Consider the following 20,802-nt stretch of genomic DNA (forward strand, 5'->3'; position numbering starts at 1 on the left):
CTTCATACTAGAGTTTTCCACATATATACGACGTCTTTTTTTTGTAAAAGTGGCAAGACAGCTGTTGATAACTTTAAATTTTCTGGTATTTCTTCTAAAGATCTGACCGAAAAGCCAAATGTTTGGAACAAAGGAATGCTACTTGGTTGATTAGTTGCTAAATAGACATTCGAACAACTCTGTTCTTTAGCAATCACTAATATTCGTTCTAAAAAAATCGGTAATCGCTCTGAAGGAAAATTTGGAGAAAACACAAAAGAGCGAAGCCAACCAACATTTTCAATCATAACAATGCCTACTACTCCTACTATTTCATTTCTCTCATCTTCAACTACTATAAATAATGAATCTTCCTCATATAAGGCATCTGACCGTTTTATAAATTGCTCAATCGCCTTCGAATCAGACTCTTCTCCGCGTCGCACTGTTAACATCTCAACCGCCCCTATCTTTTTTTACTAGTAAGTCTATGATTCATATTCATGATTTAGTAGAGAAAAGAGAAATTTTTTTACTAGTTTTGAAAAATCTATTCACCAAATAAATCCTCGAACAATTCTACAACAAAAACTTTCTTCTCAATTACTTCAGGTTCCTCATTCTTCACGAAATGTTCTACTTTTCCTTTTATTTTAGCCTCGCTCACTACTTGCTCCTGTTCATCTTTTATTTTAGCTTCGTTCACTACTTGCTTCTGGTCAGCTTTTATTTCAGCTTCGTTCACTACTTGCTTCTGGTCAGCCTTTATTTCAGCTTCGTTCGCTACTTGCTCCTTATCAGCTTCTTCCGTTGGCGACATGCTAACGGCTGTTCCATTTGAAAAATCTAAGAAACATAATGGTGGGAATAACACGCACCACCAATTAGCACCTTGTCCTTTTCCAAGTGTTATAACAATCGCTTCATATTCTCCTGCTGGATAAAGATACTTCCCGTAAAGTTTAGTTGGGAAATTTGCCTGTCCAAAGGTGACATTCACATCTTGATTCAAATGATGTTTCTTCACATAACTTTCAGCAATACGCTGAATTTCAGGTAAATGACCTTTAATCACTTGTCTAGCAGCGTCAATGGAGGTTAATTCTTTCACCCATTCCGTAATATTAGCATTCACTTCATCACGTATCACTCTTTTAACCTTTTGATCTTCCTCTCCGTCACTATTTGCAAGTATACGTAATCGAATTGCTTCTTTTGGAATAACAACCGCTTCTTCTGATGCTTCGGCATGGTCTATTCTTGGAATAGATAAACTCGCTATCGTAGCGAAACAAATAATCATTATATATAAAACAGCTAATTGATTTTTTTTCATAAAAAGCTCCACTCCCTTTCCTATCAAACAGTGTTGTCTAAATTGGACTATCTTAAACTAGCACATTAGACTTTTTTGATTGAAATTGAAAAGAAGTGGCTTCTATTAATTCTTTCTATCTATGATTTTTATACCTAAACCAATAAGGACAACGCCAACAAGACACATCATGGCAATTGGATATGCTATTTGATTCCAATCATATCCGTAAATAACTGCTCCTTTTAACGCTTCCATACCATAATAAATCGGTGTAAACTTTGCTAATAACAGCATGAAGCTTGACGTTACAACTTCAATTGGCCAATAAGCGCCCCCTAGCATCGCCATACTGACAGAAACTAACGATATAGCAACATTGAATTGCTGGAGATTTTTCACTAACGCAGCTACAAATAATGAAAAAGCGATAATACAGAAAACATATGGTATCAATATGATTAATGTTTTGCCAAATGCACCATGAAATTCAATGTCTAATCCGAAACGAAACACACAAAATACAAGCGCAACCTGTACATAACCCGTTAGAAAGCTATATAGTAAATTCCCCGTATACATCTCCCATTTCTTAGTGGGTGAAATGAGTATCCGATTCCAAACGCCTTCTTTCTTCTCTGTTAAAATCGTCACAACATTAAAAGCAATCGTATAGATGACAAAAAAGAGAGAGAATCCAAATAAAGAGTACAAACTCGCGTCATATACGAAGGAATCCTGTGCAGTAAAAGTTTCTTGTTTCGTCTTAAACACATTATAATCAGACAATGAATCTAGCTGCTTTTCTAATTGCTGAACATTAACTGTAGGCATTGTCGAAGCTTGCTGTAATACATTTTCATTTCGTTTTAAGTTCTGATATACACTCATCACTTCGTATTGAACGAGATCCGTATTTTGGCTATTTGTAGCAATAATAAGATTCGCTCCATCTCTTTTCAGTTCAACTGCTAATTCACTTTTTTTCTCTCTCACTCGTTGAATTGCATCTTCTTCATTGTATTTCGTATATTTAAAAGCACCTGTTTCATTTAATTGCTCGAGAAGTGGTTTCCATTCTTTTTGCGATAAATCAGAGAAAACAACTACTTCACTTTTAATGCTGAAATTTCCCCCAATAAGCGCAGACATGATAATAATTGAAACAGTTAAACCAATAAATGCCCACGGCTTTCGTACTAACATCTTAAACTTAGCCATTAATATACCTATCATGCCTTACGCCTCCCCTCTTCTTGGAAAAAATACGAATGCTAAAATAAGCAATATGACACTATAAGCAACCATCGTCCATAAGTGGCTACTAAAATAAGAAATATCATATTCTTGCATCATATTGGTGAATGCCATCAAACCCGCTCCATTCAACGTATAGCTGCCGACATTTTGCATCCATTCCGGAAAGGTGCTAATCGGTACAAAACTTCCCCCAAAGAAGCAGAAGAAATTAATAATGGCTGAAAAAAAGTTTGGAACATTTTCATTTTTAAACTTTAATGTAATTGCCGTTATGAATGCAGTAAAGCCACCTACTCCTAAACAAACACAAAACGTGATTAATGCAAATAACGGTAGACTAGGTATCTGCACATCATATAACAGCACCGACGTTCCGAATAAAATACAGATTTGAATAAATGCTAATAACATCCCCGAGATGAAATAACTACTCAAATAACTCCAAGGAGATACATTGCTTAGAACAATTCGGCTATACATATGAAGGTCTTTTTCCTGATACGCAAAAGCGGCCAAATTAGAAACGATAAAATAAATAAACATCATGCCCATTCCGACCGTATAGTAAGCAGCTGAGCTAATAATAGGTGTTTGATCTACTGTTTCTTTTGAAATCTTTATAAGTGGCTGATCATTTAAGTTGACTGGTAGCTTTTCTTGCTGTAATAAATTAGAAAAAGCATATTGTTCTTGAAAACTATCAAGAATCCCTTTAAACATATTACTAGATAAAGGGTCTGCCTCATTACTCAATACCTTTAAAGTGGGTGCTTCTCCTTTTTGGAAGAACATATGTTGTAAAAAGTCATACGTGAATCCTTCAGGTATTTCGACGATGACAGTTGCTTTGTCACCTTTCTTTAATTCTTTCAGTTCACTTGGTAATGCATTCTTCACATGAATACTTTTCTTTACTTCCTTGCTCGCTAATACTTGATCCTGTAGCATCGAAATCGGTAGTACGGTAGTTGCTGCTTCTTTTATTTGTACCTTTGCTTCAGGTGGTAACACTGTCGATGTATCAACTTCATTAATAAATTGCTGAAGCTCTTTCTTTTCCAATCCGTGATTTACCATATACACTTTCGCCTTTAGTACCGCTTGATCGCCACCCATCATGCCTGAAAGTGCAAACCCTAAAATACAAATTAAAACCGTTGGCATTAACAGTAGCTGAACAAGCATAGAACGGTTACGAATGAGAACAAGTATATCTTTTTTTATTAGATGAAATAACATATTTCTCCCCTCCTAATTCCGTAACACGCGACCCGTTAAATGTAGAAATACATCTTCAAGTGTTGGGTTCTTTATTTCAATAGAGATGAATGAAACATGTACCTTCTCTGAGATTGGAATAATCATATCAAACATATTGACACCTTTAGGAGCAATAATCGTGATGTTAGCACCTTTTGATGTCACACTCGTAATTTGTTTACAGTTTCGTAAAGCTTCTTCGAATTCAATAGATGGCATCTCCAGCTTCACTTCTACTGTATTCTCTGAAGAGAGTATTTGTTTAATCTCTTCCTTCGTCCCTGAAGCAATAATCTCACCGTGGTCCATAATATAAATGCGATCGCATAGAAATTCTACTTCTTCCATGTAATGACTTGTATATAATACAGTCATATCTCTTTCTTTGTTTAGTTTCTGAACGGTCTCTAAAATGTAATTTCGCGATTGCGGATCAATACCCACGGTTGGTTCATCCATGATTATAAATTTTGGATTGTGTAATAACGCAACCCCGATATTCAGTCTACGCTTCATACCTCCTGAAAAGGTCTTCACTAAATCTTTTCGGCGGTCTTGTAAGCCAATAATCTCAAGCACTTCTTCTACTCGATCATGAAGTACATCTTTTGGTAGTTTTTGAATACGACCGAAGAATAATAAATTTTCCTGTGCAGATAATTCTTGATATAACGCAATCTCCTGAGGGACGACTCCTAATATAGCTCTTAATTCTTTCGGCTGTTTCAATATGCTCTTCCCATGTAATTGAATATCCCCGCTTGTTGGATTTAGTAACGAGGAGATCATCGAGATTGTTGTACTTTTTCCCGCACCATTTGGTCCAAGTAAACCAACTATTTCCCCTTCTTCTAATTGCATATTAATTGTATTTACAACTGTGTTTTGCTTGAATTTTTTTGTTAAATTTATAATATCAATCAAGGCTATTCCTCCCTTTTCACACTTCCAACTATTCTTCATTATAGAAATCCTTTCCTATTCTCGAAACTAACCACGGTCATTGAAAAACTCCAAGACCATGACTTCAGTCATATGCTTCGGCGTATTTGTTTATATACCCAAAAAAACTGCCTTTATGGCAGTCTTTAAGAAATATGGTTCTTCACAGCATAAATAGCTAATTGAGTACGATCTCGCATCTCTAGCTTTTGAAGAATAACCGTTATGTGATTTTTGACCGTTCCAACCGACATGAACAGCTCTTGTGCAATTTCTTTATTTGTTTTCCCCATGCCTACACATTTCGCTATGTCCAATTCTCGAGGTGTTAAAGGAATTTGTATCGCTTCTTCCTTCTTGGGTGCATTATATAATAATTTAGGGATGACGCGAGCCGTAACCTCTTCTTGTATAGGCATTCCTCCTTTTAAACAACTTTTTACTGCCGAAACTAATTTGTCACTATCAGCTGTTTTTAATAAGTAGCCACAAGCACCTTCTTTTAAAGCCTCCACTGCATATTCATCATCATTAAACGTCGTTAAGATAATAATTTTCGTTTGCGGCCATTGCTTATGAATGATACGAGTTGCTTCCAGCCCATTCATTTCAGGCATGCGAATATCCATCATAATCACATCTACTGACAGTGTTTTGAGGTATTCAATAGCTACCTTCCCATTTTCCGCTTCTGCAACAACCTCTAACCCTTGAGCTTTGAGCATCATGGCAATTCCTTGCCGAACGATACTTTGATCTTCAACTACCATTACGCGCGCCATTTTGATTTCCCCCTTCCTCTGGGAATGAACCTTTTACAAGAAAATAATCTTTTTCATAATAGACAGCTAAGTCCCCGCCTAGTTCGTCCATACGTTTCTGCATATTATGTAAACCATATCCATACATGATTTCCTTCTGTTCTAGCACTTTATTACGTACTACAAATTCAATATAACCAATAGCATTTTTACTCAACTTCACATGTACTTCACGTGAATGAGCATGCTTCATGGCATTTGTTAAAGCCTCCTGTAGTATACGGTACAGATGCACACTTTGATTATTGGATAAATTGGAAGATAGAACGCCTTTCTCAGTTGTAAAAGCGACGAAAATATGACTTTCTGACTCAAGCTTTCGAATAAGTTGCAAAACAGATGCAATTCCTTCATGCTCATCATTTTGTAAAGTCCTTACCGCTTTTCGCGTTTCTTGTAGCGCTTCTTCTGCTAATTGAATAAGTGCATCATCTGTATTCCCTTTCATACTCGACATTTTCAACAACATCAGTAAAGACGTCAGCTTATGACCAACAGCATCATGAATCTCTCTTGCAATGCGCGTTCTTTCTTCTAAACGAGCCACCTTTTCATTCTTATAAGCCTGGCGCTTTAATAATCGGTATTCCCGCAGCAATCCTTCATACAACTGACTCTTTTCCTCTTGCTCATCGCGTAAAAGTTTATAAAAATAACTACATATCAAAAGTATGCTAATTGCTAAACAGAGCGCAAATGTTAGTAGACCTTGCCACCACAAAATAGCAACGAGTAGAACCCCTATGACAATGCCTTGTATTTGCAGTTTTTTCATAGATAATGAAGCGATTGAATCAATTTGAATATACAACAAGAGAAAAACGACGATTTCACTGTGACTGAACAACAAAAGTAAACATAGTAAGACGATATGCCCATACTGTACGTACATATTGTAACAAAGCGGTTTTGCCAAATAAAAAAGCGCTACCGACCCTGTACAGAAGAAGAGAAAGAGGACCATTTGACTTGCTGCATATTGCTCTATAAAGAATAGTATCCAAATGAAAAAAAATGCCACTAGCCGTAAATATTCTAACAACTCCCTATCCTCACATTTCTTTTTCACCATTTTACCAAATTATAGATAACAAAAGTGTTTCATAATAAAGGACAAATCTGTTAGTACATTTAAACATACAAAAAACCAGCTTAAACAATTAAGCTGGTACTTCAACAAAAACCATACGGTCCTTGCCGTTTATATCATTTTCAATTGTAACTGTAGCATTCGGAAATGCTTCATGCATAAGCGAAGATACACTCTTCCCCTGACCAGCACCGACTTCAAAACCAACTAAACCCGGCGTATTTAGTACGAGTGGCAATTCTTCTGCAAAACGACGATATAAATCTAAACCATCAACACCTGCAAATAATGCTGTATGAGGTTCGTGTTCTGTTACTACATTTGACATACTTTCCGCATCACTCTCAGGAATGTACGGCGGGTTGGAAAGCACCATATCAAATTTCTTCCCCTCTTGAATAAAAGGCTGAAGCAAATCACCTGAAACAAATGCTACTTCTGCTTGTAACGTATCTGCGTTCTGTTTAGCCATTGCTAAGGGGCCTGGCATTAAGTCAGTAGCGGTAACATCGAGTTGTGGCTGCTCTAATTTCATCGTAATCGCAATAATACCACTACCTGTTCCAACATCAACTAAGCTTATATCTTTCTTGTCTTTAAATAATGTTGGCATTTTACGTAACGCATGATAGATTAATTCTTCCGTTTCTGGACGTGGAATAAGTACATCTTGGTTAACAGAAAACTCTCTTCCGTAAAACTCTTCATATCCGAGCATATATTGAACAGGAACACCTTCTGCATGCTTATGAACACTTTCTTCAAAGCGCTGATAGACAGTAGACTCTATTTCATCATGTAAGCTTGCTAGTAAATGTGAACGAGAGCAATTCATGTAGTGGCGTAACAGAATTTCTCCTGCGTTTTCATCCCGATTATGTTCTTTTAAAAAAGACGAAGCCCAATTAAGGGCTTCGTATACTTTTTTCACCATGGATTATTCTCCTTCGCCTTGAAGTCTGCTTGCTTGATCTTCAATAATCAATGCATCAATCACTTCATCCAGCTTACCTTCCATGACTTGATCCAACTTCTGAATCGTTAAACCGATACGATGATCTGTTACGCGATTTTGTGGAAAGTTGTACGTACGAATACGTTCTGAACGATCGCCCGTTCCAACCGCTAATTTACGGTTTTGATCATATTCTGCTTGTACTTCACTTTGAATTTTATCGTATACACGAGCACGTAAAACCTTCATCGCTTTTTCTTTGTTCTTGATTTGCGATTTTTCATCTTGACATGTTACGACTGTATTTGTCGGAATATGCGTTAAACGAATAGCTGAATACGTTGTATTTACACTTTGTCCACCTGCTCCAGATGAGCAGTACGTATCAGTACGAATATCCTTCTCGTGAATATCTACTTCTACATCTTCTGCTTCTGGTAGAACTGCTACCGTAGCTGTTGATGTATGAATACGTCCACCTGATTCTGTTTCAGGAACACGCTGTACACGATGCGCTCCGTTTTCAAACTTCAGCTTAGAGTATGCACCTTGACCATTAATCATAAAGATAATTTCTTTATAACCACCTAAGCCAGTTGGGTTAGAATCAATTACTTCTGTTTTCCAACCTTGCATTTCGGCAAAACGGCTGTACATGCGGTATAGATTTCCAGCGAATAAAGCCGCTTCATCTCCACCCGCTGCACCACGAATCTCCATAATAACGTTTTTATCATCATTAGGATCTTTAGGAATAAGAAGAATACGTAGGCGCTCTTCTAATTGCACCTTCTTTTCTTCTAATTCACTTACTTCTTCTTTCACTAGTTCACGCATATCTGCATCTAGTTTCTCTTCAAGCATTGATTTAGCATCATTGTACTGCTCACGAATCACTTTATATTCACGGTATGCTTCTACCGTTTGTTGAATACCTGATTGTTCTTTAGAATATTCTCTTAGCTTTTTTGAATCACTAACAATTTCCGGGTCACTTAATAGCTCATTTAAACGATCATAACGATCTTCAACAGCTTGTAATCGATCTAACACCGTATTCACCTCGAATTTTTTCCATATAGCCTTTATTATAATCATATAAAAAGGGCTTGTCTAATAGGGCTTATTTGTTCTGTTTTGTTATGCGTAAGACCGGTCTTTTTTGATGGATGATTGCTCATCTTTTTACTGTTAATCAAAAAAGAGCCATGCAATAGAAATAAGACAAGCTGTTCTTGAAAACTTATCTTCGATTTCCAAAACAGATTGGCTTATTTCCAAGCATGGCAAGTGTAAAGTTAGACACCACACAAATTTTTATCTTTTAAAAAGGCGTCCAAAAAGTGATTTTCAATCACTTTTTGAACAGCCTATTCTAACGTGTTCTCTACTTGATCAATCGATTGATTAAATTTATTATCCAAGCCAGGCACCTCATGATGATGACGGCATCTCGGTTCATACGATTCAGATGCACCAACTAAAATAATTGGATCATGATAATTCGCTGGTTCATTATTAATTAATCGTTGTGTTCTACTAGCTGGACTACCACACACAGCACAGACAGCTTGTAGCTTTGTAATATTTTCCGCAAGAGATAATAACGCTGGAACAGGTCCAAATGGCTCTCCTCGGAAGTCTTGGTCAAGACCAGCCAATATTACTCGATATCCACTATCTGCAAGTTGCTGGGCAACTTCCACAATCTTATCATCAAAGAATTGAATTTCATCAATTGCAATAACATCCAAATCTTTATCAATATGAAGAAAGATATCTGTTGATTTAGCAATTGATTTAGCCATTACAGATGCTCCATTATGAGAAACGACTGCTTCTTCAGCATATCTATTATCAATAGCTGGTTTGAATACCACTGTATTTTGGCGAGCGAATTGTGTACGACGCACCCTTCTAATCAGCTCTTCTGATTTTCCAGAAAACATGCTACCACAAATTAACTCCATCCATCCTGCTTGCTTACTTTCGTACACCTTATACCTCTCTCCTTTAAGAAAAACCGTCACCGGTCCTTTTTAATTTTTGAGTTACTGCTTTGTCTTCCTTCCAATTAAAAAGGAGCTATGCGGCAGGCGTAAGACGAGCTGTTCTTGAAAACCTGTCTTTTGGTTTTCAAAACAGATAGGCTTACGACCGAGCATGGCAGGTGTAAGGTTAGACACTAAAAAACCGTCACCGGTCCTTTTTGATTGAAGAGTTTAATTCTTGTATTACTTCCAAACATCAAGCTTCAGCCATCAAAGTTTCACTTTATTATGCTCAATTGTGCTTTATTTCACTATCTATAGCAGAAAAAAAACAGGCAAGGAAATATACTTGCCTGTCTTTAAACATTTGTAAAGATTATTGTTGTTGCGATTTAAGACCGTATTTTTTGTTGAAACGGTCAACACGTCCACCAGCTTCAGCAAATTTTTGACGACCAGTGTAGAATGGATGACATTCAGAACAAGTCTCAACTTTCATCTCATCTCTTACTGAACCAGTTTCAAATTCGTTACCACAAGCACATTTAACAGTGATTGTTTTGTAATTTGGATGAATTCCTGCTTTCATAGTCTACATCTCCTTCCGCCCTGATTCATTTCCTGAAACAGAGTTATTGCTGAAAGGTAAAATCGACTTCTACCGTTCAGTCAAACATGCTTTTTATTATAACAAGGCAAAAAGCAATTTGCAACTTTATGTTGAATTGTTGTTATTAACAAATTAAGTGAAAAACAAAAGTCAGAATCGACTAACGTCGCTTCGTAGTTCCACCCTTCATTTCGCTTTCAAGCATACTGAAGAATTCTTCATTACTCTTAGTTTGACGTAATTTACGTAAAAAGCGCTCAGCAAAATCTGGTGTATCTGACATCGTTTTACGAATTGCCCAAAGTTTGTCCAAATGGTCTTTAGGAATAAGTAATTCTTCTTTACGAGTACCAGAACGACGAATATCAATCGCAGGGAAGATTCTTCTTTCGGCTAATGAACGATCTAAATGAAGCTCCATGTTACCCGTACCTTTAAATTCTTCATAAATAACGTCATCCATACGTGATCCTGTATCGATTAATGCCGTTGCAAGAATCGTTAAGCTACCGCCTTCTTCAATGTTTCTAGCAGCCCCGAAGAAACGTTTCGGACGGTGGAATGCAGCTGGGTCGATACCACCAGAAAGTGTTCGACCGCTTGGTGGAATATATAGATTATACGCACGAGCTAGGCGCGTAATACTATCCATTAAAATGATAACATCACGTTTATGCTCAACTAAGCGCATCGCTCTTTCTAATACTAGCTCAGCCACTTTAATATGGTTCTCCGGTAATTCATCAAATGTTGAACTAACAACATCACCCGCAACAGAACGCTCAATATCTGTAACCTCTTCAGGTCGCTCGTCAATAAGTAAAACGATTAATTCAGCTTCAGGATGATTAGTTGTAATAGCGTTCGCTACTTCTTTAATCAGCATTGTTTTACCCGCTTTAGGAGGAGCAACGATTAAACCACGTTGACCGAAACCAACAGGAGCAAGTACATCCATGATGCGCGTTGAAAGATTACGTTGCGTTGTTTCTAATTTGATTTGACGATTTGGATATAACGGAGTTAAACCTGGGAAGTGTACTCTTTCTTTAGCTGTTTCTGGATCATCACCATTTACAGCCTCTACATGAAGTAAACCATAATATCTTTCATTCTCTTTCGGAGGTCTTACTTTTCCTGAGACCTTATCACCATTTCTTAAGTCAAAACGACGAATTTGGGAAGCAGAAATGTAAATATCCTCTGAACTAGGTGAATAGTTAATCGGACGAAGGAAACCGAACCCTTCGGACGGAATTATTTCCAATACACCTTCCATAAACAACAGACCGTCTTGTTCTGCCTGTGCCTTAAGGATGGCAAAAATTAGTTCTTTTTTTGTTAATTTACTGTAATACGAAATTCTATACTCTTTTGCTAACTCATAAAGCTCTTTTAGCTTCATGTGTTCTAAATGAGAAATAGTTAAATTCATTAGTACACCACACTTTATATTAATAGCAATGATAATTGGCTTTTCATCAAATATTCAGCTTGCCTTATTGTTTTGTTAAGGGTCATAACAAAGCGTTTAATGAAGAATGAATTGAAGGAATTCGCCAAGTAACTTGTGAAGATTAGGAGTAAGTTGCAGATTTAAAAATAATACTTTAATATTGCCTCTTTATTTTACTGCTATATAGGAAATTGTTCAACACCATCACCAAGCAAAATAGGTTAGCCTACCCTGTAATTTCCTTTTACCACACATATTCAACATCGTCTATTTTACTTAAAAATATTCAAAAAATAAATATTTTTTTGATAACAAAGCTTTTTGAGCATATAAAAAGAGGGTAGGATACACTACCCTCAATCTCAAATTTCATTATATAGACAAACTTTAGACAATATATTGAAATTTATTTAATAACAAGATTCGGTTTTTTCTTTAGGCTATGACGTCCGTCAATAAAACGGATTGTTCCTGATTTTGCACGCATAACAATAGATTGTGTTTCAGCGTAATGCGCTTTAAATTGTACACCACGTAAAAGCTCACCATCCGTAACACCAGTTGCTGCAAAGATAGCATCATCGCCTTTAACTAAATCTTCCATTAACAAAATCTTATTCGTATCTAAGCCCATTGAAATACAACGTTGTAATTCAGCATCATTCTGTGGTAGTAGTTTACCTTGAAGTTCTCCGCCTAGACATTTTAAAGCTACAGCTGCGATTACTCCCTCAGGAGCTCCACCAGAACCTAATAAAATATCTACACCAGTTTGATCAAATGCTGTATTAAACGCTCCTGCAACATCACCATCATTAATCAGCTTGATTCTTACTCCAGCTTCTCTTAATTCATGAATGATTTTCTCATGACGAGGACGATTTAGAATTGTAGCTACAACATCTTCAATATCCTTATTCTTTGCTTTCGCAACCGCTCTAATATTGTCCATCACTGGTGCTTGAATATCGATTTTCCCAACTGCCTCTGGACCAACTGCGATCTTGTCCATATACATATCAGGTGCATTCAATAAGTTACCATGGTCCGCAATTGCAAGTACTGCCAATGCATTCCATCCGCCAGATGCAACGATATTTGTACCTTCAAGTGGATCTACTGCTACATCTACACGTGGACCATAGCCAGTTCCAAGCCTTTCTCCAATATATAACATTGGAGCCTCGTCCATTTCTCCTTCACCTATAACAACGGTTCCTTTCATTGGAACTGTATCAAATACATCTCTCATAGCTGACGTAGCTGCTCCATCAGCTTCGTCTTTTTTTCCTCGTCCCATCCATCGTGCAGAAGCTAATGCCGCTGCCTCTGTTACACGAACAAGTTCCATCGATAAGCTTCTTTCCACTTGTGTTCCCTCCAAAGAGTTTATAAGTATAACCTAATTACTTATATATAATAACACATTAATCTCAAAAAAGGGTGACTAGTCGCTCTATTATAAACTTTTTAATTGTTCGATCTCTTCAGAGGATAACTTTTCACGCCAAATAGTAGCTCCTAAACCACTTAATTTATCTACTAATTGGCTATAACCACGATCAATATGATCCACACCTGTAATCTCTGTAATACCTTCCGCCATAAGACCTGCTACAACGAGGGCTGCACCAGCTCTTAAGTCACTTGCTTTTACCTTGGCACCTTGTAGTTGAACAGGACCATTTATTATAGCTGAACGACCTTCTACTTTAATATTGGCATTCATGCGTCGCAATTCATCTATATGTTTAAATCGTGCTCCATAAATTGTATCCGTTACGACACTGGACCCTTCTGCTCTCGTTAAAAAAGCAGTAATAGGTTGCTGCAAATCTGTCGCAAATCCAGGATAAACAAGGGTTTTGATATCAACTGCTTTTAATTTACTACCAGGAGAAACAAATACTTGATCATCTCGCGTTTCGATCGATACTCCCATTTCACGTAATTTAGCGATTAAGGATTCTAAATGCTGGGGTATTACATTATCAACAAGCACACCTTCTCCAACCGCTGCTGCTAAAATCATAAACGTTCCTGCTTCAATTCGATCAGGGATAATAGTATGACGGCAACCACTTAGCTTTTCAACACCATCAATACGAATAATATCCGTTCCCGCTCCCTTAATTTTTGCGCCCATATTTGTTAGTAGTGTTGCCACATCAATAATCTCAGGTTCCTTCGCAGCATTTTCAATTACCGTACGGCCTTTTGCTAATACCGCAGCAAGCATAATATTAATTGTTGCACCCACACTTACGACATCTAAATAAATACGTGCTCCACGAAGTTCATCTGCTCGTAAGTAAATAGCACCTTGTTCATTAGTGACTTGTGCACCAAGTGCTTCAAATCCTTTTATATGTTGATCTATTGGTCTTGGACCTAAATAACAGCCACCAGGAAGACCTATTACTGCTTTCTTGAATCGCCCTAGCATAGCTCCCATTAAATAATAAGAAGCACGCAACTTCTTCACTTTCCCATTAGGTAATGGCATAGGTATCATCGAGCTTGGGTCAACTGTCATTTCATCATCTTGAAATTGAACAGTACCACCAATTTCTTCTAACAATCCTTTAAGAATCTCAACATCTGATATATCAGGTAACCCCTCAATTGTAACCGGAGAATCAGCTAATATTGTTGCAGGAATTAATGCAACAGCGCTATTTTTGGCTCCGCTCACTCGAATTGTTCCTTTTAAAGGGTATCCTCCAGCAATCTTAAGTTTGTCCATAATTTACTCCCTTCTACACTACACAATTACTTATTAGGTTATTACACCATACACCAACCAATGTTTACCAGTCAAAAAAATTATACACTGACATTCTATATAGTCTCTAGTTTACACAAAAAACAAAAAGTCATGTATGAATAAAAAAAAAAAGCTGTTCGAAAAGTGATTTTTAATCACTTTCGAACAGCTTTTAACGCTTTTTAATGAGTTGAAACACTCTTTCTTACTACAATTATTTCTTTGCTTCCCAATCAGCAAGGAATGCAGCAATACCTTTATCTGTTAATGGATGATTAAATAATGACATAATCACCTTGTAAGGTACCGTTGCAATATGTGCACCATTTAATGCAGCTTCTGTAATATGCATTGGGTTGCGAATAGATGCAGCAATGATTTCTGTTTCGATCCCATGAATAGCAAAAATCTGTGCTATATCCGCAATTAGTGATACACCATTTTGACCAATGTCATCTAAGCGTCCTAAAAATGGTGATACATATGAAGCACCCGCTCTTGCCGCTAATAATGCTTGATTAGCACTAAAAATTAACGTCACATTTGTTTTAATGCCTTCTTGGGCAAACGTATGTACAGCTTTTAAACCATCTGGAGTCATTGGAACTTTAACTGTTACATTTGGGCTAATTGCAGCAAGTTCACGACCTTCTCTAATCATTCCCTCATAATCAGTTGCAATTACTTCCGCACTTACAGAGCCATCTACTAAAGAAGTAATCTCTTTAATACGATCATGGAAAGACACATTCTCTTTCGCAACTAATGATGGATTCGTTGTAACGCCTGATAAAATTCCTAACGAGTGTGCTTCTTTAATTTCTTCAAAGTTTGCAGTATCAATAAAAAATTTCATTTTTTCTAAATCTCCTCTATATAAAATATTTTCAAATAATATTATACAAAAAAATATACTACATTAAGCAGTGCTACACTATCATTAGTTACTATTTTTTTAGTTTAAACAAAAAATGACCGTATAAATATACTCTATATACAAATAAAACCGCCTGATAAGGCGGTTTTATTCATTTATTATCTATTAATTAAGCTTTGTTGCTTGAACCGAACTCACGGATTTTACCAATAACAGTCGTTTTGATTGCGTCACGACCTGGTTGGATAAATTTACGTGGGTCAACGATTTCAGCGTCAGCAGCTAACACTTCACGAACTACTTTAGCGAAAGCAATTTGGTTTTCAGTGTTAACGTTGATTTTTGAAGTACCTAAAGAGATAGATTTTTTGATATCAGCTTCAGGAATACCAGTACCACCGTGTAATACTAATGGTAATTTAGTTAAGTCACGAACTTCTTCCATTTCTTTGAATCCAAGGTTTGGAAGACCTTTGTAAGTACCGTGAACTGAACCTAAAGCAGGAGCTAGGCAGTCGATACCTGTTTTTTCAACAAGTTCTTTACACTCTTGAGGATCAGCATAGATAACGCCTTCAGCGATAACGTCGTCTTCTTGTCCACCAACAGTTCCTAATTCTGCTTCTACAGAAACACCTTTAGAATGAGCATATTCAACAACTGATTTAGTTGTTTCAATGTTCTCTTCGAATGGGTGGTGAGAAGCATCAATCATTACAGATGTGAAACCTGCATCGATTGCTTCTTTACATTTGTCAAATGAAGAACCGTGGTCCAAGTGAATTGCCACTGGAACTGTGATTTTCATATCTACTAATAAACCTTTAACCATCATCACTACAGTTGTGAATCCGCCCATGTGACGAGCAGCACCTTCAGAAACTCCTAGGATAACAGGTGATTTTTCTTCTTCAGCAGCAGCTAAGATAGCTTGAGTCCACTCAAGGTTGTTAATGTTGAATTGACCTACTGCATACTTACCTTCTAACGCTTTGTTTAACATTTCAGTCATTGAAACTAAAGGCATTCTATTTCCTCCTTATGTTATAACTGTTCCCACTGTTTAGAAACAGTGTTCCCTTATACAATTTTCCCTTAAAATTATGTATAATATACGGACAAAAAAATCGTACGGGAGCAACATTTATTCCACTTTCAAGCATACCAATAGTTATAGGATTTCTCAAGACGTTCTAATACAACGGTAAATTTTGCTATCACTATTTCCGCTATTATTTGTCTAAAGTTTAAATTTTCTTAACTGTATTCGTTTTCATATCCCTTTTTTTGCACCTAAAGGCAAATATTTATTAACTGCATTTCGAATATCATCAATATCAAATGGTTTAGCAAAATGCGTAATAGCTCCTAAATCTTTTGCTCGCTGAATCATATCCAATTCCCCATATGCCGTCATAATGATTACCGCAATATTTGAATCATACTCCTTCATTCTCTTCAAAATTTCTATTCCGTCCATCCCCGGAATTTTCATATCTAGAAGAACTAAATCAGGTGAATGCTCCTTAGCGATTTCTAACGCTTGCACTCCATTAGCAGCTTGGTATGTTTCATAACCGACTTTTTGCAGAACTTCATTTAACAGAATTCTAATACCATATTGATCATCCACAATTAATATCTTTCCCGTCATCCAAACACCCCTTCCATCTCCACGTTCACTTACACTACTCAAATTTCTCCATTAATCCTCAGTATACAGTATTCGTGTATTTTTTTGTAAATCCTTCAATTTATACAGTAATTCTCTTTATTTTATCTAAATGACTGTTAGTAACATTCGCTTCTTCCATATCAATCCTTTATAATGCTCGTAGTATGTTTTAAAAGGAGCTTTCATAATGCTAAAAATATTTACTACTCAATTAAATGGTATATTTAAATCCATTTCAGATGATGAATTTACGATTGAGGATGCTGCAAGATTACTTGCACAAGCTGCTATAAGTGACGGGAACATCTATATTCATGGCTTTAAGGATATGCAAGGTGTGCTCTTTCAAGCCTTAGAAGGAGATGAAGCTATCCCACACTGCAAACCGTTATATGTAAATGACGAGCTTGCTAAACTGTCTCCAGTTGATCGTATTATACTCGTTTCTCATCACAGCCATGATGAAGACGCACTTTCCTTAGCACACCAATTAGCCCAGGATTATATTCCTTTTATCGCACTTTCTTCAATTGTGGATGATGAAAAAGAAGGTCTTCAAAATCTAGCAGATGTTCATATAAATTTAAAACTCAAAAGAGGGCTAGTACCTACTGAAACTGGTGAACGAGTAGGCTTTCCATCCTTAATAGTAGCGCTTTATAGCCTTTATACGATTAACTTAACATTAAAAGAACTACTAGAAGAGCTAGATTAGAAAACCGTTACAGGTCTTTTTTGATGAATGAATTTACTTCTTCACTTTAATTTACAACCAAAAAGAGGTTGTCCCAAATTGGACAACCTCTTATCTATCTTATTTATTATTCTTTAGTGAAGCTTCAATGAAGTCACGGAATAATGGTTGTGGTTTTGTTGGTCTTGATGTAAATTCTGGGTGGAATTGAGAAGCTACGAACCAAGGGTGATCTTGTAACTCAACAATTTCAACTAGACGTCCATCTAAGCTAGTACCAGAGAAGATAAAGCCTTTTGCTTCCATATCTTGACGGTAGTGATTGTTAAACTCGTAACGGTGACGGTGACGCTCATACACTACTTCATCGTTATATGCTTCCATAGCTTTTGTATCTTCAGCTAGTTTACATGGATATAAACCTAAACGTAATGTTCCACCAAGATCTTCTACATCTTTTTGCTCTGGTAATAAGTCGATAATTGGATATGGTGTATTTGGATTAAGCTCTGCTGAATGTGCTCCTTCTAAACCAAGTACATTACGAGCAAATTCTACTGTAGCTAATTGCATACCTAAACAAATTCCAAGGAAAGGCACTTTGTTTTCACGAGCGTAACGAATTGCTTCGATTTTACCTTCTACACCACGATCTCCGAATCCACCAGGAACAAGGATTCCATCTGCTCCAGCTAAAAGTTCAGCAACATTTTCATTTGTCACGTCTTCTGAATTAATCCAGTCGATATCAATATCTGCATCAAATGCATAACCAGCATGCTTTAATGCTTCTGCAACTGAAAGATATGCATCTTGAAGCTCTACATATTTACCTACTAAAGCAATTTTTGTTTTCTTAGATAAGTTTAATACTTTCTCAACAAGAGCTTTCCATTCAGTCATATCCGCTTCGCCACAATCTAACTTCAAGTGATCACAAACGATTTGATCTAGATTTTGCTCTTGTAAAGCTAAAGGTACAGAATATAAAGTATCTGCATCGCGGCATTCAATTACTGCTTTTTTGTCAATATCACAGAACAGTGCAATCTTATCTTTCATGTCTTGTGAAACTGGCATTTCTGTACGAACTACAATTACGTTTGGTTGAATACCTAAGCTTCGTAATTCTTTTACACTATGTTGTGTTGGTTTTGTTTTCATTTCACCAGCAGCTTTAATGTAAGGAATTAGTGTACAGTGAAGATATAATACATTCTCGTGACCAATATCACTCTTAATTTGACGAATTGCTTCTAGGAATGGAAGTGATTCGATATCTCCAACTGTTCCACCGATTTCTGTAATAACAACATCTGCATTAGTTTCTTTTCCAGCGCGAAGCACACGTTCTTTAATTTCATTTGTAATATGAGGGATTACTTGAACTGTTCCACCAAGATAATCACCACGACGCTCTTTGCGAAGTACAGTAGAGTACACGCGACCTGATGTTACATTGCTGTATTTGCTTAAATTAATATCGATGAAGCGCTCATAGTGACCTAAGTCTAAATCTGTTTCTGCACCATCGCCTGTTACGAAAACCTCACCATGTTGGTATGGGCTCATTGTACCTGGGTCTACGTTAATGTATGGATCAAACTTTTGAATTGTTACGCTTAATCCTCTGTTCTTCAATAATCTTCCTAATGATGCTGCTGTAATTCCTTTACCTAGAGAAGATACTACTCCACCAGTTACAAAAATATACTTAGTCAATTTTTGTTCCCCCTTAAAATTTTTTAAAAACGTGTAAGCCAACTGCTTACCAATGAAAAAATGTAAAGCTCTTGAATAGCTTTACAAACTAATCTGCCAAGTAAAAATAATCATGATTTCTTACATCTACATTCACTTGTACTATTACACTACTGTTAGTAGTGAGGGTGAAAAATTAAATTGAGCTGCTTGCTTTGCAGCCCAATAAAAAATATTGATATATATCATTTAGTTTTTCCATTATGCATTAAATTACTATACATCTTATAAAAAAACAAAAACGCTCCTCTTACTAAAATGTAAGGGAGCGATATATTTTGTAATCATGTCCTTTTTAAAGGAGCCCAAAAATGATTCTACAAATTCCCGATTAAAAAGTCAAGTGATTTACAACTCATCCTCGTCTTCGTCTTCGTCATCTTCATCAAGTTCGAAGTCGTCATCATCTTCAACCAAATCATCATCGTCATCTTCTAAATCATCGTCTAAATCTGTATCAAGGACATCTAAATCATCTTCGTCCTCTTCGTCCTCTTCTTCATCGAAACCATCTTCGTCTAGTTCTTCAAATTCATCAAGTTCGTCGTCAGCAACTTTTTTCGCTTTCTTCTTCTTAGGTTTAACTGAGTTAGTTAACTCATCTTCCACTTGATCAACTGGATACCAATCTTTTAGACCCCAATGATTTTCACCAGTTGTGCTAAAACGACCATCTACATTTAAATCTGTATAGAATTGTGAAATTTGCATATTAATTTCTGCCATAGATTTATCTTGTAATTTTGCAATTTCACTTACAAGCTCTTGGAAAGATACCGCTTGCTTACGCTCTGATAAAATCTCGTATGCTACTTCAATTAAAGACATTTCCTTTAATTCTTCTTTAGTATATTGATTTAAACTCAATATGTGCACTTCCTTTCTCTATCAAAAAGCACTATTAAATACGTACTTAAACTTTGTTAACATTTTCTATTTAACCTATAAATCATTATAAACAATACATTTAGGTTTATGCTAGTTCTAACTTTATCTTTAGATTATTTTTCAAGTAAAATAAAAGCTTTAACGCCGCTTCCACTCTCGAAAAGCCAAATAAAAGGATAAAATAGAAATTAAAAAAAAACTTACGGCGCCGAATTGCTTTTGATATAAAAATTGGAAGGAACCAACAAATATCAGAACGACTATGATGAATAATATTTTTCTTATGTTCATATTCACAACTCCATAAAAAATCTTCTGTCTACGCTCGGCACACTTAAGAATACCATTTTAACCCTTTATTTCATTATTTATAAAGGTTTTTTAAAAAAATACATAAACTCTTATTATTAAGTATACGATAGTTAATATAATAGAATACATAAAAACATAATAATAACCAT

Annotated in this window: 20 protein-coding genes; 1 reads left to right on the plus strand and 19 read right to left on the minus strand. The window is 36.3% G+C overall.

What is annotated here, in order from left to right; genetic code table 11:
- Positions 1–2: 2 nt before the first annotated feature.
- The 17 genes from TX86_RS18120 to TX86_RS18200 form a co-directional block, all read right to left on the minus strand.
- Positions 3–434: a GNAT family N-acetyltransferase gene (locus TX86_RS18120; protein WP_042351054.1), complete on the minus strand. Its 432-nt coding sequence runs from the start codon at positions 432–434 to the stop codon at positions 3–5.
- A 95-nt stretch (positions 435–529) separates the two neighbouring features.
- Entirely contained in the window at positions 530–1,315 is a 786-nt protein-coding gene (gene spoIIR, locus TX86_RS18125; RefSeq protein ID WP_042351055.1) for a stage II sporulation protein R, read from the minus strand.
- 105 nt (positions 1,316–1,420) lie between these two features.
- A complete protein-coding gene (locus TX86_RS18130) occupies positions 1,421–2,530 on the minus strand; it encodes an ABC transporter permease (RefSeq protein ID WP_042351056.1) in 1,110 nt (369 codons plus the stop codon).
- Positions 2,531–2,533: 3 nt separating this feature from the next.
- Positions 2,534–3,793 carry an ABC transporter permease gene (locus TX86_RS18135; protein ID WP_042351058.1) on the minus strand — a complete coding sequence of 420 codons (1,260 nt, stop codon included), beginning with the start codon at positions 3,791–3,793 and terminating at the stop codon, positions 2,534–2,536.
- Positions 3,794–3,805: 12 nt separating this feature from the next.
- Positions 3,806–4,738: an ABC transporter ATP-binding protein gene (locus tag TX86_RS18140; protein WP_042351059.1), complete on the minus strand. Its 933-nt coding sequence runs from the start codon at positions 4,736–4,738 to the stop codon at positions 3,806–3,808.
- Between the two features lie 164 nt (positions 4,739–4,902).
- Positions 4,903–5,538, minus strand: coding sequence for a response regulator transcription factor (locus TX86_RS18145; RefSeq protein WP_042351061.1), 636 nt, complete (start codon positions 5,536–5,538; stop codon positions 4,903–4,905).
- A complete protein-coding gene (locus TX86_RS26385) occupies positions 5,516–6,619 on the minus strand; it encodes a sensor histidine kinase (RefSeq protein ID WP_195892924.1) in 1,104 nt (367 codons plus the stop codon). The genes TX86_RS18145 and TX86_RS26385 overlap by 23 nt, the downstream gene beginning before the upstream one ends.
- 118 nt (positions 6,620–6,737) lie before the next feature.
- Positions 6,738–7,601: a peptide chain release factor N(5)-glutamine methyltransferase gene (gene prmC / locus TX86_RS18155; RefSeq protein WP_042351063.1), complete on the minus strand. Its 864-nt coding sequence runs from the start codon at positions 7,599–7,601 to the stop codon at positions 6,738–6,740.
- A gap of 3 nt (positions 7,602–7,604) precedes the next feature.
- A complete protein-coding gene (gene prfA, locus TX86_RS18160) occupies positions 7,605–8,675 on the minus strand; it encodes a peptide chain release factor 1 (RefSeq protein WP_042351064.1) in 1,071 nt (356 codons plus the stop codon).
- 317 nt (positions 8,676–8,992) lie between these two features.
- The gene (locus tag TX86_RS18165) at positions 8,993–9,619 is read right to left on the minus strand and encodes a thymidine kinase (RefSeq protein ID WP_042351065.1); all 627 of its coding nucleotides are present in this window, start codon (positions 9,617–9,619) and stop codon (positions 8,993–8,995) included.
- 370 nt (positions 9,620–9,989) lie between these two features.
- Positions 9,990–10,202: a 50S ribosomal protein L31 gene (gene rpmE, locus TX86_RS18170; protein WP_042351066.1), complete on the minus strand. Its 213-nt coding sequence runs from the start codon at positions 10,200–10,202 to the stop codon at positions 9,990–9,992.
- 181 nt (positions 10,203–10,383) lie between these two features.
- On the minus strand, positions 10,384–11,658 hold the full coding sequence (rho, locus tag TX86_RS18175; protein WP_042351068.1) for a transcription termination factor Rho: 1,275 nt from the start codon (positions 11,656–11,658) through the stop codon (positions 10,384–10,386).
- 427 nt (positions 11,659–12,085) lie between these two features.
- Positions 12,086–13,048: a class II fructose-bisphosphatase gene (gene glpX / locus TX86_RS18180; protein WP_042351070.1), complete on the minus strand. Its 963-nt coding sequence runs from the start codon at positions 13,046–13,048 to the stop codon at positions 12,086–12,088.
- 90 nt (positions 13,049–13,138) lie between these two features.
- Positions 13,139–14,425, minus strand: coding sequence for a UDP-N-acetylglucosamine 1-carboxyvinyltransferase (gene murA, locus TX86_RS18185; RefSeq protein ID WP_042351071.1), 1,287 nt, complete (start codon positions 14,423–14,425; stop codon positions 13,139–13,141).
- 235 nt (positions 14,426–14,660) lie between these two features.
- Complete coding sequence (gene fsa / locus TX86_RS18190; protein ID WP_042351072.1) at positions 14,661–15,302, minus strand: fructose-6-phosphate aldolase; 642 nt, start codon at positions 15,300–15,302, stop codon at positions 14,661–14,663.
- Between the two features lie 190 nt (positions 15,303–15,492).
- Entirely contained in the window at positions 15,493–16,350 is an 858-nt protein-coding gene (locus TX86_RS18195) for a class II fructose-bisphosphate aldolase (protein ID WP_042351073.1), read from the minus strand.
- Between the two features lie 246 nt (positions 16,351–16,596).
- The gene (locus TX86_RS18200) at positions 16,597–16,977 is read right to left on the minus strand and encodes a response regulator (protein ID WP_042351075.1); all 381 of its coding nucleotides are present in this window, start codon (positions 16,975–16,977) and stop codon (positions 16,597–16,599) included.
- A 208-nt stretch (positions 16,978–17,185) separates the two neighbouring features.
- Here TX86_RS18200 and TX86_RS18205 point away from each other — a divergent pair, with 208 nt between their 5' ends.
- Positions 17,186–17,713: a DUF2529 family protein gene (locus tag TX86_RS18205; protein ID WP_042351076.1), complete on the plus strand. Its 528-nt coding sequence runs from the start codon at positions 17,186–17,188 to the stop codon at positions 17,711–17,713.
- Between the two features lie 99 nt (positions 17,714–17,812).
- On the opposite strand, the gene pyrG is transcribed toward TX86_RS18205, so the two are convergent.
- Entirely contained in the window at positions 17,813–19,414 is a 1,602-nt protein-coding gene (pyrG, locus tag TX86_RS18210; protein ID WP_042351077.1) for a CTP synthase, read from the minus strand.
- 387 nt (positions 19,415–19,801) lie between these two features.
- The gene (rpoE, locus tag TX86_RS18215) at positions 19,802–20,320 is read right to left on the minus strand and encodes a DNA-directed RNA polymerase subunit delta (protein WP_042351079.1); all 519 of its coding nucleotides are present in this window, start codon (positions 20,318–20,320) and stop codon (positions 19,802–19,804) included.
- Between the last annotated feature and the right edge of the window lie 482 nt (positions 20,321–20,802).

Origin of the sequence: Bacillus massiliigorillae, from assembly GCF_000380245.2 — a bacterium.
GTDB classification, from domain to species: domain Bacteria; phylum Bacillota; class Bacilli; order Bacillales; family DSM-1321; genus Bacillus_AD; species Bacillus_AD massiliigorillae.